Source organism: Pedococcus sp. P2_A3 (genome assembly GCF_056405035.1).
Map to the genome: position 1 here is coordinate 25,340 of NZ_JBFUCW010000033.1, position 13,153 is coordinate 38,492.

The following is a 13,153-nucleotide window of genomic DNA, read 5'->3' on the forward strand; positions in this document are numbered from 1 at the left end:
CCGCCGGGCCCACCCCTGGTAGGTCACGGCGGCGGCGGCGACGCCGAGCGCCCACACCTCGTGCCAGCCGTTCATGACCAGGAGCACCAGCACCGAGGTCAGGGCGACCACGGCGGTGCACCACGCGCGCGACCCCCTCTCCAGCAGGCGCACGGCCGCCGCGGTGCCGAGGACGTAGACCAGCGTGAAGCAACCGGTGGCCAGCAGCATCAGCGGCGTGAGCCCGAGGTGCAGCAGCTCCGAGGCGACGAGCCACAGCACCGACTGGAGGCCGATGACGGCCAGGCTCCGACGCGGCACCTCCCCCTGCCCCGAGCCTGACGCCAGGTATGCCGGGAGAGCGCCGTCGCGGGCCAGGGCGGCCCCCAGCCGCGAGCCGCCGGCGTAGTAGGCATTCATCGCCCCGACCGTCAACAGCACCGCGACCACCGCCGTGACGACCCGGACCTCGCCGCCGACCCCCGAGGCCAACAGGTCCGAGAGCGGTGCCTCGCTGGAGCCGGTGCCCGGTCCGAGGACCAGCAGGCTGGTGGCCGCGAGCGCGAGGTAGAGGGTGCCCACGACCACCAGGGCGATCGCGGTCGCCCGGGGCACGTCGCGCGCCGGGCGCCGGTAGTCGCCCGCCAGCGACGCGACCGCCTCCCACCCCGCGAAGCCCCAGACCAGCAGYGCCGCCGCTGACCCGACGGCACCCCAGCCGTGCGGTGCGAACGGGCGCAGGTGGTCCCACGAGGCGTGCGGCAACGCCGCGACGATGGTCACGACCATCAGGGTCGCGAGCACCGCGGTCAGCCCCAGCTGGACGCGGCCCGAGAGCCGGAGCCCGGCGGCATTCATGAGGGCGACCCCGACGATCAGGCTCGCAGCCACGGCGACGGCCACCACGTGACCGCCCCCCACGGCGTCGGACACGTAGTGCCCCGCCATCAGCGAGGCGGGTGGGGCGCCGACGGGGACGGCGAAGTAGAAGCACCAGCCGACCGCGGCCGAGGCCCGCGGACCGAAGGCGCGGCGCACGTACGTCGAGACTCCCCCGGTGTCGGGAAAGCGGGCACCCATCGCCGCGAAGGTCGAGGCCAACGGGATGCTCAGCACCACCAGCGCGGCCCAGGCCACCAGCGAGGCCGGGCCGGCGATACCCGCCGCGAGGGCCGGCAGCGTGATGACGCCGGTGCCGAGCACGGCACCGATGGACAGGGCCGTGCCCTGCGGGATGCTCAGCCCTGCCGGCGTCCCCGCCTGCGTCCCTGCCTGCCTCGTCGTCATGGCTCCAGCGTGGCGCGGCATTGGCCCGGTCAGAAGGTCCACTTCTCGGCAAGTCGATTGAGCCAATGGGTGCTCTGGACCTACCGTGGCCAGGTGGACCTGCACCTCCCTCCCGACACCACCGGCGACCGGTCCGCGAGCATCTACCGCGGGCTGCTCGAGGCCATCCTCGACGGCCGGCTGGCCGCTGGGGACCGCGTCCCACCGAGTCGGGAGCTCGCCTCGTCGCTCGGTGTCGCGCGCGGCACCGTCACGACGGCCTACGACCGGCTCACGGCAGAGGGTTTCCTCGTGACCCGGGTCGGGGCCGGCACCTTCGTCTGCGCCGAGATCCAGCCCGGGCGCGCGCGACGGGCCCCCGTCGGCGACGTCCGACCGAGGTCGGTGTGGGCGACGCTACCCCGACCGGTGCCCGATGCCGCACCCACCGAGTTCGACCTGTCGGTCGGCGGACCTGACACCACCCTGTTCCCGCTCGCCGTCTGGCGGCGGCTCGTGTCCGCGACCCTGCGGCCGTCGCTGCTGGCCGCCTCCGCCTACGAGGGGGGCGGGCACCCGGGGCTCCAGAGAGAGGTGGCGAGGTATGCCGGCCTGGCCAGGTCGGTGGTCGCGAGCCCGGACGACGTGCTCCTCACCAACGGCGCCCAGCAGGCCCTCGACGTCATTGCCCGTGCGGTGCTGGACCCTGGCGACGTGGTGGTCGTCGAGGACCCCGGCTACACCGCCGCCACGAGGCTCTTCGCCTCACACGGTGCGACCGTGCACCCGGTGCGGGTCGATGACGAGGGCCTGGTCGTCGACGACCTCCCCACGACCGCCCGCATGGTCTACGTGACGCCGTCGCACCAGTTCCCGACGGGGGCGGTGATGTCGCTGCGACGACGGATCGCCTTGCTGGAGTGGGCAGCTCGACGCAACGTCGTGATCGTCGAGGATGACTACGACAGCGAGTTCCGGTTCGAGGACCGACCCCTGGCGCCCCTGCAGAACCTCGACCGCGACGGGCGAGTCGTCTACGTCGGGTCGTTCTCCAAGACCCTCATGCCCTCACTCCGGGTCGGCTACCTCATCGCACCACGATCTCTGCAACCTGTCCTGGGCCAGGCCAAGCTGCTCACCGACTGGCAGGGCGATGCCGTGACGCAGGGAGCGTTGGCGCGCTTCATGGGCGAGGGACTGCTGTCGGCCCACGTCCGCAAGGTGACCAAGGTCTACGCCACCCGACGCCAGGCCCTGCTCGACGGCCTGGCGACCCTCCCGCCAGGGGTCCTCGAGGTCCTGCCCTCCGCTGCTGGTCTCCACGTCTGCACCTACTTCGCCGACCGCACCGTCGACGACCTGGCGGTCGCGGCGGCGGCAGCCCGGGTCGGGGTCGCGCTCGAACCCGTCTCGGTCCGGTTCCAGGGCACCACGCCGCGCCCCGGCCTCGCGATGGGGTTCCGCCGGATCACCGTCGAGCAGGTGCCGGACGCCGTGGCGCGACTCGCGTCGGTGCTCCCCGAGCCGGTCAGGCGCTGACGTAGAGCGCGAGGTGCTCGCCCGTGAGGGTCGACCGGTCGTCCACGAGGTCGGCGGGCGTGCCCTCGAACACCACCAGCCCACCGTCGTGACCCGCCCCGGGACCGAGGTCGATGAGCCAGTCGGCGTGCGCCATGACGGCCTGGTGGTGCTCGATGACGATGACGGACTTCCCCGAGTCCACGAGTCGGTCGAGCAGCCCGAGCAGGTTCTCGACGTCCGCGAGGTGCAGCCCCGTCGTGGGCTCGTCGAGGACGTAGACGTCGCCCTTCTCGGACATCTGGGCGGCCAGCTTCAGGCGCTGTCGCTCGCCACCGGACAGCGTCGTGAGCGGCTGGCCCAGGCTGAGGTAGCCCAGGCCCACGTCGGCGAGCCGGTCGAGCACCGTGTGGGCTGCAGGCGTCTTGGCGTCACCGTCGGCGAAGAACGCCTCAGCCTCGGTCACCGACATGTCCAGGACGTCGGCGATGTTCTTGCCCCCCAGCTTGTACTCGAGCACCGCAGCCTGGAAGCGGCGACCCTCGCACTCCTCGCAGGTCGACTCGACGGTGGCCATCACCCCCAGCTCGGTGAAGATGACGCCCGCGCCGTTGCACGTGGGGCAGGCACCCTCGGAGTTCGAGCTGAACAGCGCCGGCTTGACGTTGTTGGCCTTGGCGAACGCCTTGCGGATCGGCTCCAGCAGACCCGTGTAGGTGGCCGGGTTGCTGCGCCGCGACCCCTTGATCGCGGCCTGGTCGATGACGACCACCCCATCGCGTCCCTCGACCGACCCGTGGATGAGGGAGCTCTTGCCCGAGCCCGCGACGCCGGTCACGACGCAGAGGACACCCAGGGGGATGTCGACACTGACGTCGCGGAGGTTGTGCGTCGAGGCCCCACGGACCTCCATGGCGCCGGTGGCCCGGCGCACCGAGTCCTTGATCGTCGCGCGGTCGTCGAGGTGGTGACCGGTCGTGGTGTCGCTCTTGCGCAAGCCCTCGACGCTGCCCTCGAAGCAGACGGTGCCGCCGCCGGCTCCTGCGCCGGGACCGAGGTCGATGACGTGGTCGGCGATCGCGATGGTCTCCGGCTTGTGCTCCACGACGAGCACCGTGTTGCCCTTGTCGCGTAGCTGGAGCAGCAGCTGGTTCATCCGTGCGATGTCGTGCGGGTGCAGGCCGATCGTCGGCTCGTCGAAGACGTAGGTGACGTCGGTCAGCGAGGAGCCGAGGTGCCGGATCATCTTGGTGCGCTGGGCCTCTCCCCCGGACAGCGTGCCCGCCGGGCGGTCGAGCGAGAGGTAGCCCAGGCCGATCTCGGTGAACGAGTCGAGGGCGTGCTGCAGCCCGGCGAGCAGCGGGGCGACCGACGGCTCGTCGAGCTCACGCACCCACTCGGCGAGGTCGCTGATCTGCATCGTGCAGAGGTCGGCGATGTTCTTGCCCCTGATCCTCGAGGACCGCGCCTCCTTGCTCAGCCGGGTGCCCTCGCACTCGGGGCAGGACTGGAAGGTGATCGCCCGCTCCACGAACCGCCGCACGTGGGGCTGCATGGCCTCGACCTCCTTGGACAGCATCGACTTCTGGATCTTGGGGATGACGCCCTCGAAGGTGAGGTTGACGCCCTCGACCTTGATCTTGGTCGGCTCCGCGTAGAGCATCGTCTCGAGCTGCTTCTTGGTGAACGAGCCGATCGGCTTGTCCATCGGCAGTCCCATGCCCTCGAAGAGCCGGCCGTACCAGCCGTCCATCGAGTACCCAGGCACCGTGAGGGCGCCCTCCCTCAGCGACTTCGTCTCGTCGTACAACGCGGTCAGGTCGAAGTCGGAGACCGCGCCCATCCCCTCGCAGCGCGCACACATGCCCCCCAGGTAGACCTGGTTCTGGACGACAGCCTTCTCGACCCGTCCGCCGGCCTTCTCGGTGCTCATCACCCCGCTCGCCCTGCGGGTCGGGACGTTGAACGAGAACGCCGTGGGCGGCCCGATCTGGGGGTCGCCGATCCGGCTGAACAGGATGCGCAGCATGGCGTTGGCGTCAGTGGCGGTGCCCACGGTGGAGCGCGGGTTGGCCCCCATCCGCTCCTGGTCGACGATGATCGCCGTCGTCAACCCCTCGAGGAGGTCGACGTCGGGGCGGGCCAGCGACGGCATGAACCCCTGCACGAAGGCGCTGTAGGTCTCGTTGATCATCCGCTGTGAGTCGGCGGCGATGGTGCTGAAGACCAGCGAGCTCTTGCCCGACCCCGACACCCCCGTGAACACGGTCAACCGCCGCTTCGGGATCTCGACGCTGATGTCCTTGAGGTTGTTCTCCCTCGCGCCGTGCACGCGGATCAGGTCGTGGCTGTCGGCGACGTGGCCCCCGGTCGACGCCGCCTGCCTGGTGCTGCCCCTGCTCATCGTCTCTCCCTCTCCCCGGCGCGCGGTGCGCCCGGCAGAGCCTAACGAGGCCGTTCGGGGCGCGTCAGCCCCCGGAGACGGACAGCTCGGCCTCAGCAACGGCCTCGCGGTGCGCCTCGCTGAGCTCGCGGCTGTCGAGCCACCCCTCGGGGAGCGCGACGTGGCGCGGTGAGCCGGCCCGGCCGCGCTGCCCCTCCGCTGCCTCGCCGGGCCAGGGCGCCTCGACGTCCATCGAGCCGATGAGGCGGTCGAGGGCGGCCAGTGAGTCGACCAGCGCCAGCTGGTGGCGCACGGTCGAACCCGCCGGGAATCCCTTGAGGTACCACGCGATGTGCTTGCGGATGTCGCGGCAGGCCTTGTACTCGTCGTCGTAGAAGTCGATGAGGTACTCGGTGTGCCGGCGCATCGTCGCCGTCACCTCACCGAGAGTCGGCTCGACGCGTGCCGGGGTGCCGGCGAACGCTGCCGCGAGGTCGGTGAACAGCCACGGGCGACCCAGGCAGCCGCGGCCGACGACCACCCCGTCACACCCCGTCTCGCGCGTCATCCGCACGGCGTCCTCGGCCGACCAGATGTCGCCGTTGCCGAGCACCGGGATGGTCTTGACCGTCTCCTTCAGCCGGGCGATGGCGGACCAGTCGGCCTCGCCCGAGTAGGCCTGGGAGGCCGTCCGTCCGTGCAACGCCACGGCTGCGACACCCGCGCGCTCGGCGGTCAGGCCCGCCTCGAGGTAGGTCAGGTGGTCGTCGTCGATGCCCTTGCGCATCTTGACGGTGACAGGCACGTCATACGGGCTCGCCTCGCGCACCGCACCCCGGACGATCGCTTCGAAGAGGTCACGCTTCCAGGGCAGGGCGGCGCCGCCGCCCTTGCGGGTCACCTTGGGCACGGGGCAGCCGAAGTTGAGGTCGATGTGGTCGGCGCGGTCCTCGGTGACCAACATCCGCACGGCTGCGGCGACGGTGGCCGGGTCCACCCCGTAGAGCTGGATCGACCGCGGGCTCTCCTCCGGGTCGTGCTCGATGAGCCGCATCGACTCCGGCGTCCGCTCCACCAGCGCCCGCGACGTGATCATCTCGCTGACGTAGAGGGAGGTCGCGCCGCTCGCACCCCCCTGGTCGAGGCCCTGGTTGCCGTACTCGCGACACAGCTTGCGGAATGCCCGGTTGGTGATGCCGGCCATCGGCGCCAGCACGACGGGCGACTCGATGGTGTGGCGGCCGATGGTGAGCGGAGGCAGCAGGGCAGCAGTGGTGGCGGTCATGGCGGCACCAGTGTCCCATCTGGTGCTTGACTGGCCGAATGCGTGCCCTGATCAGCGCCGACGAGCTCCTCGCCGACCTCGCCCACGACCCGGGCCGGGTGGTGCTCGTCGACGTGCAGTGGAACCTCACCACGGCAGGCGGGCCGCCCGGCCGCGACCTGTATGCCGCCGCGCACCTGCCCGGTGCCCACCACGTCGACCTCGACGCCGAGCTGGCCGGGCCGCCCGGACGCGGCAGTCGTCACCCCCTCCCCCAGGCCCACTCCGTCGCGGCGGCGGCCCAGCGGTGCGGAGCCGACAACGACTCCCGCATCGTGGTCTACGACCAGGGCCCGTCCTACGGGGCGGCGCGGGCCTGGTGGGTGCTGCGGTACTTCGGTGCCACCGACGTGCGCGTCCTCGACGGAGGTCTCGCCGCCTGGCGCTCGGCCGCCGGTCCGGTGACCAGTGACCTGCCCGAGCCCGGTGCCGGGACGTTCGAGGCGCACGCTGGCGGGATGTCGGTGGTCGACGCGCAGACAGCTGCCGAGGTGGCGAGGACCGGGGTCCTTCTCGACGCACGCGCGGTGGAGCGGTTCCGCGGTGAGACCGAGCCCATCGACCCGGTGGCCGGCCACATCCCGGGTGCGGTCAGCGCCCCCACCACCGACTACCTCGCGCCGGACGAGCGGTTCCTCGGGGTCGCAGAGCTGCGAGAGCTGTTCTCCCGCAAGGGAGTTCCGGTGGGTCGACCGGGTAGTCCGGTCGCGGCATACTGCGGGTCCGGGGTCACCGCAGCGCACGAGGTGCTGGCCCTGCACGAGGCCGGCGTCGAAGCGGCCTTGTATGCCGGTTCGTGGAGCGAGTGGATCACCGACCCGAGCCGACCGGTCGCCACCGGCGACTGAGGCCGACGTCCCCGCGACCTACAGCCAGCCGTACTCGTCGGCGATCCGGACCGCGTCGGCACGGTTGCGAGCCATGGTCTTGCCGATGGCTGACGACAGGTGGTTGCGCACGGTGCCCTCGGAGAGGCTGACGTCGCGCGCGATGTCGGCCACTGAGCCACCGTCACGGGCGGCGATGAGCACCTCGGTCTCGCGCGCCGTCAGTGGCGACTCGCCACCAGCCAGGGAGTCGGCAGCCAGCGCCGGGTCCACGACGCGCAGGCCGGAGTGCACCCTCCGCACCGCCTCGGCCAGCTGTCGGGCGGGGGTGTCCTTGACCACGAACCCGCTGGCGCCGGCCTGCAGGGCACGGCGCAGGAACCCCGGCCGCCCGAAGGTCGTGACGATGAGGACCCTGACGCCCGGCATCGCCTCGTGCAGGGCTGCCGTCGCGGCGATGCCGTCCAGGCCGGGCATCTCCACGTCGACGAGGGCGACGTCGGGCTTGCTGGACCTCGCGGCAGCGACGACCTCGTCGCCGCTGCCCACCTCGGCGACGACCTCCATGTCGGGCTCGAGGCCGAGCAGCGTCGCCAGGGCGCCTCGCACCATGGCCTGGTCGTCGGCGAGCAGGAGTCGGATGGTCATGCCTCGACCCTTTCGGGGGTGTCAGGGGTGGTCGGCCGTGGGTCGGAGGACGAGGTGACCGAGAGCCGGTAGCCGTGCGGCACCTGCGATCCCGCGACGAGCCGGGCTCCTGCGGCCGCGGCACGTTCCTGCAGCCCCAGCAGCCCGGTTCCCGGACTGCCCACCTGCACCCCCGAGCCGTCGTCCGTGATGGTGATCCCGTGCTCGTCGAGGGTCACCCGGCAGCTCGTCGCCCCGCTGTGCCGGATGACGTTCGTGACGCCCTCCCGCAGGGTCCACGCGCAGAGCTCGCGCAGGTGGCTGGGCACCGCGTCTGCTGCGGTGGGCAGGTCGGCCTCGATCCCGGCAGCGGCCAGGGACGAGCGGGCGCGGGCCAGCTCGGCCGGCAACGACATCTCACGGAAGCCGGCCACCGCCTGCCTGACGTCGGCGAGCGCGTCGCGGGCCAGCCGCTCCAGGTCGGCGACCTCCGCCTTGGCGCGCTCCGGGCTCACCTCCAGGAGGCGCGCAGCCAGCTCCGCCTTCACGGTGATGACCGTCAGGCTGTGGCCGAGGATGTCGTGGACGTCGCGGGCCATCCGGTTGCGTTCGTCCTGGATCGCCAGCCGCGCGTTCTCCACCCTCGCCTCGGCGAGCGCGCGTTGCCGCTGGGACGCGATCATGCCGCCGGTCACGGCCGCCATGGCGAGCACCATCGACATGCTGATGCTGACGTCGTGCCTCCAGCCGTCCACGTGGAAGGTGAGGAACTCGTACAGGGCGACCAGGCAGCCACCGATGGCCAACCCGATGCGGACCCGGAAGGTCCACAACCCGGACACCGCGAGGAAGACCCAGGTCGCCGCGCCCTTCTGCCCCACGGTCACGGTGGCCAGCGCCGCGAGCACGGCCAACCCGACCCACGAGGCGATCCCCATCGTCGTGACGTACCACCGCGTCGCCGTCAAACCCTTGGGTCCCCAGACCGCAGCACGCAGGTGGGAGAAGTGGACGAGGTAGACGACGGCGAAGAGGACGAGCACGACGAGACCGCCGTCGGCCCGCAGGTTCTGTCGCTGCTGCCAGGCCGCGCTGAACGCGTCGGACAGGAACACCAGCCAGATGCCGGCCAGGAAGAGCACGAGCAGCCTGGTGCCCCACGTGTTCTCCCCGGTGTCGCCGAACAGCTGCGGCCCGGGGCGTCCTGACCCCGTACCCTCGCCGTTGCGCTCGCTCACAGTGCCCACCCTGTCAGAGTCCGCGCCGACGGTGAACGGGCGCACCGCCTGCACCAGGATCAGACGCGCGCGGTGTCGCGCCGGAACCGCCATGTCGCGCCTCCCGCGAAGATCGCCAGCCAGACCACCACGTTGACGGCGGCGGCCCAACCGGGTGCCTCGCCGGTGAGGGGTGCGTGGGCCAGCTCGCTCAGGCCGTACATGGGCGTGAGCTTCGCGATGGCCTGGAAGGTCTGGCCCATCTCGTCGAGCGGGGTGAACAGTCCCCCGAGGAACGCCAGCAGGGCGAGACCGGGCCCGAGGATCTGCATGACGTTGTCGCTCGGGAGCAGGTATCCCATGAAGACGCCGAAGGCTGCGAAGACCAGCGACCCCAGCCACGCGATGAGCGCCGTCTCCCACCACAGGTGGCGGTCCATCTGCGCCTGCGTGAAGGATCCTGCGAGGTACACCACGGCAACGGACAGTCCGCCGAGGAGCATCGCGACGAGGACCTTGACCGCGATGTAGGCCGACGGTGTCAGGGGGGTCAGTCGCAGCTGGCGGCTCCACCCCTGGCTGCGCTCGGTGGACACCATGGCACCTCCCGCCGTGGTGGAGAGCATGGCGCCGTAGAGGGCCATCGAGATCATGACGTAGGCGGCGACGTTGCCGTGCCCGGCGTTCTTGAGGGAGTAGGCCTTTCCCGTGCCGAACAGCAGGAAGAAGACGACGGGCAGCACCACCGAGAAGATCACGGTACGACGGTTGCGCAGCATGCGGCGCAGCTCGAGGCGCAGCAGGGTCGTGTTGAACCCACCGAAGGGTGGGACGGCCCGCCCGGGGACGGTTGTGGTGGCGGTGGTGGTCATGACTCGTCCTCCTCGGTGGTCAGTGAGATGAAGGCGTCCTCGAGGCCACGAGAGGTGATCTCGAGGTCGTGGGCCGCCGTGGCGCCTAGGAGGTGACGAGCGACGGCGTCACTGTCGGTCGTCGCGATGAGCACTGAGTCGCCCCGCACCTCGACCGTCTCTACGCCGGGAAGCCGTTGCAGCGCAGGCACATCGGCGTCAGGCAGGGTTGCCCTGATGGTGCGTCCGGAGACCAGCGCCTTGACCTGCGCGGCGGTGCCGTCGGCGACCACCTGTCCGTGGCTCACCAGCACGATGCGATCGGCGTAGGCATCGGCCTCCTCGAGGTAGTGGGTCGCGAACAGCACGGTGCGTCCCTGTTCGGCGTCCTGGCGGATGGCGGCCCAGAAGTCACGTCGGCCGGTGACGTCCATCCCCGTGGTGGGCTCGTCGAGGACGAGCAGCTCGGGGTCCGGCAGCAGCGCCATGGCGAAGCGGAGACGTTGCTGCTGGCCGCCCGAGCACTTGCCGACGCGGCGGTCGCCGAGGTCAGAGATGCCGGCGCGCGACAGCACCTCTGCGACCGGGCGCGTGTTGCTGAACAGGCTGGCAGTCAGCCGCAACGTCTCGGTGACGGTGAGGTCCTTGAGGAGGCCACCGGTCTGCATGACCGCCGAGACCAGTCCGTGCCGGACCGCGTCCGACGGCTCCAGGCCGTGCACCCGCACGCTGCCGTCGTCTGGCCTCGACAGGCCCAGCATCATGTCGATGGTCGTGGTCTTGCCGGCGCCGTTCGGGCCGAGGAAGGCGATGATCTCGCCAGGGCGCACCGTGAGGTCGATCCCGCGGACCGCGCGGACGCTTCCGAAGCTCTTGGTGAGCCGCCGGAGCTCGATGGCGGGCACGGTGGTGGCGCTTGCCTGGTGGAGGGTCCGGGTGCCTGTCCGTGCCGTCTGTGACATGTCGACCACCGTGCCGCCTGCGCGGGCCGTGCCCTTCACACAGTCGTCACCTGCTGACCATGACGTCTGTCAGGCGGGGCTCAGCGACGGGGTCACTGGCGGATGCCGACGTTGACGGCGACCGGGGTGGGAGGGTCGTCGGGCGCCCCGGTGGTGATTCGCGAGACCTGGAACACCTGGCCGGTCGTGGTCTTCCAGGCCAGGATCCACCGCCCGTGGCTGCCCACTGACTGGAAGAGCACGGTCTGGCCGTCGGCCCAGCCGAGCACGGTGCAGCATCCCTTGAAGCGCCCCGTCTGCCCGTCAGGGTTCTCCGGGGCCAGCAGGACCGTAGCCGTCCCGGACGACGGCTCGACGACCGCCAGACCCTGGTAGATCGGTCCGGACCCGCGCTGGATCACGGTGGCGGTGATGTTCTGGTCGAAGAACGCCCCGGTGGCCGCCCGGCCCTCAGTGTTGACCGTCTCGCCCCAGACCGACGACACGGGGCTGCGCACGGGGATCGACCCGAGCGGTCTGCCGTGGGAGTCGAAGCGGGTCACCCGGACGTCGCCCGGCAGGGTGTCGGACGCCGTGATGCGGAACGCCCCCTCGTAGCCACCGATGACGGGCACCGCTCTGGCGGTGGCTTTCGAGGCGTCGATGCTCCAGGCGTTCTGCGCGTCGCGGGCCACGACCAGGTTTCCCGCGGCGTTCCAGCCGGCCCACTCCACGTGCTGCGAGGGGACGGGGTAGGACACCGTGTCACCCGTCTGGGTGTCGAGCCGCACCACGTGGTCGCGCTGCGGGAAGACGACGTAGCGACCACCCGCGCCGATCGCCCTCGGCCCCAGGGGTGTCGCCTGGTTGCCGGCCGCGTCGGTGGTGGGGACGAGGTCGACCTCACCGACCCCGACCTGGCGGCCGTCTCCGGTCACCAGCACCGGGTGGAACACCTCACCCGCCTGGCGCAGGTAGACCGCCGCAACCGACTCCGGTGGGCGGGCGGACGAGAAGGCCTCACCCCTGGCGCGCAGGTCGATCCGCGACGGCAGCCCGGTGTCGAAGTCCGGCAGCTGCGCCTCCTTCCCCTCCGGGGGCAGCACCGCGTATGCCGTGCCGTCCGGCAGCACGTCGGGCCTCGTGGTGGTCGTGACGGCCGGGCGGGGCCGGGGCTGGTCCGACCCTCCCAGCTGCACCGCCGTCACGGCGAGCGCCGCCGCGGCCAGGGCTCCGCAACCGGCCAGGGCCCTGCGTCGACGGCTGCGGCGGCCTGCGAGGGCCGCAGCCCAGGCCCGCTCGGCGAAGTCGAGCTCGACGACGTCCTCCGCCACCCGCTCGAGGAGGCTGCTCAGGTCACGGTCGGTCATGAGGTCTCCTCCAGGTGGGGCGCGAAGTCCGGCAGGAGCGTGCGCAGCCTGGCGAGGGCGGCGTGGGTCTGGCTCTTCACGGTGCCGACCGAGACGCCGAGTGCGTCAGCGGTGTCGGCCTCGGTGCGGTCCTCGAAGAACCTGAGCACCACGACCGCCCGCTGCTTGGGGGTCAGCCGCCCCAGGGCGCGCAGCACGTCGACCCGCTCCCCCGCTCGCGTGGACCGGTCCGGCTCGGCGCCCCCGAAGTCCACGTCGGGGAAGAGCGACAGGCTCTCCCGCCGGGTCCGGCGCCACGAGGAGACCGCGTCGCGGTAGAGGACCTTCCGGACGTAGGCGTCCGGGTTCTCGTGCCGCAGCCGCTCCCAGCGGGGGGCCAGCTTGGCCAGCGCTCCCTGCACCAGGTCCTCGGCGAGGTGCAGGTCACCACACACGAGGAAGGCCGCGCGCAGCAGCCCGTGCTGGCGCGCGCGCACGTACCGCGCGAACTCCTCGTCCACCTCGTGCCGCATACCGCCTCCAGACCTCACCACCACGCCTCACCGGGTGCGCTCACCCAGTAACGCACGGGGCACCGCAAAAGGTTGGCCCTCGGCATACCCAACCTTTGCTAGCTGTACTGACCGGGGACGTTGGTTGAGTGGGTGTGATCCGCTGATCTGATCAGTGGCGCGGGAGGGCCTCCCGCGGTGGAGTGGAACTGCCTAGGTATCCGCTCACAAAACAGGAGGCCCTCGTGTCCCACGCTAACGCTGCCCTGACCCCTCGTGCCCGGCTCACGGTCGCCAAGTTGGTGGTCGACAGCGGTGTCCCGGTGGCTGAGGTCGCGGCCCGGTTTCAGTGCTCCTGG

Annotated in this window: 10 protein-coding genes and 2 pseudogenes; 3 read left to right on the forward strand and 9 right to left on the reverse strand. The window is 71.4% G+C overall.

Annotated features, from left to right (window positions below; genetic code table 11):
* Nucleotides 1-24 precede the first annotated feature (24 nt).
* A pseudogene (locus AC1DX8_RS19790) lies at nt 25-1,287 on the reverse strand (amino acid permease); the annotation flags it as partial.
* A 72-nt stretch (nt 1,288-1,359) separates the two neighbouring features.
* On the opposite strand from AC1DX8_RS19790, the gene pdxR reads away from it, so the two are divergent.
* On the forward strand, nt 1,360-2,784 hold the full coding sequence (gene pdxR / locus AC1DX8_RS19795) for a MocR-like pyridoxine biosynthesis transcription factor PdxR (protein WP_477631668.1): 1,425 nt from the start codon (nt 1,360-1,362) through the stop codon (nt 2,782-2,784).
* Here the strand turns inward: pdxR and AC1DX8_RS19800 are convergent.
* Both AC1DX8_RS19800 and dusB read right to left on the reverse strand, forming a co-directional pair.
* Nucleotides 2,774-5,167, reverse strand: coding sequence for an ATP-binding cassette domain-containing protein (locus AC1DX8_RS19800; protein ID WP_477631669.1), 2,394 nt, complete (start codon nt 5,165-5,167; stop codon nt 2,774-2,776). The two genes, pdxR and AC1DX8_RS19800, sit on opposite strands and share 11 nt — an antisense overlap.
* Before the next feature lie 64 nt (nt 5,168-5,231).
* The gene (gene dusB, locus AC1DX8_RS19805; protein ID WP_477631670.1) at nt 5,232-6,431 is read right to left on the reverse strand and encodes a tRNA dihydrouridine synthase DusB; all 1,200 of its coding nucleotides are present in this window, start codon (nt 6,429-6,431) and stop codon (nt 5,232-5,234) included.
* A gap of 38 nt (nt 6,432-6,469) precedes the next feature.
* Here dusB and AC1DX8_RS19810 point away from each other — a divergent pair, with 38 nt between their 5' ends.
* On the forward strand, nt 6,470-7,318 hold the full coding sequence (locus AC1DX8_RS19810; protein ID WP_477631671.1) for a sulfurtransferase: 849 nt from the start codon (nt 6,470-6,472) through the stop codon (nt 7,316-7,318).
* An 18-nt stretch (nt 7,319-7,336) separates the two neighbouring features.
* Here AC1DX8_RS19810 and AC1DX8_RS19815 read toward each other — a convergent pair whose 3' ends face one another.
* From AC1DX8_RS19815 to AC1DX8_RS19840, 6 genes are all read right to left on the reverse strand, one after another.
* A complete protein-coding gene (locus AC1DX8_RS19815) occupies nt 7,337-7,945 on the reverse strand; it encodes a response regulator transcription factor (protein ID WP_477631672.1) in 609 nt (202 codons plus the stop codon).
* Nucleotides 7,942-9,162, reverse strand: coding sequence for a sensor histidine kinase (locus AC1DX8_RS19820; protein WP_477631673.1), 1,221 nt, complete (start codon nt 9,160-9,162; stop codon nt 7,942-7,944). Before AC1DX8_RS19820 ends, AC1DX8_RS19815 begins: the two co-directional genes overlap by 4 nt.
* A 59-nt stretch (nt 9,163-9,221) precedes the next feature.
* Complete coding sequence (locus AC1DX8_RS19825) at nt 9,222-10,013, reverse strand: ABC transporter permease (protein WP_477631674.1); 792 nt, start codon at nt 10,011-10,013, stop codon at nt 9,222-9,224.
* Nucleotides 10,010-10,954, reverse strand: a complete 945-nt coding sequence (locus tag AC1DX8_RS19830) for an ABC transporter ATP-binding protein (RefSeq protein ID WP_477631675.1) — start codon at nt 10,952-10,954, stop codon at nt 10,010-10,012. The genes AC1DX8_RS19825 and AC1DX8_RS19830 overlap by 4 nt, the downstream gene beginning before the upstream one ends.
* Nucleotides 10,955-11,046: 92 nt before the next feature.
* Nucleotides 11,047-12,303, reverse strand: coding sequence for a hypothetical protein (locus AC1DX8_RS19835; RefSeq protein WP_477631676.1), 1,257 nt, complete (start codon nt 12,301-12,303; stop codon nt 11,047-11,049).
* Entirely contained in the window at nt 12,300-12,815 is a 516-nt protein-coding gene (locus AC1DX8_RS19840) for a SigE family RNA polymerase sigma factor (protein WP_477631677.1), read from the reverse strand. Before AC1DX8_RS19840 ends, AC1DX8_RS19835 begins: the two co-directional genes overlap by 4 nt.
* Nucleotides 12,816-13,039: 224 nt before the next feature.
* Here AC1DX8_RS19840 and AC1DX8_RS19845 point away from each other — a divergent pair.
* Nucleotides 13,040-13,153: pseudogene (locus AC1DX8_RS19845) on the forward strand (IS481 family transposase); the annotation flags it as partial.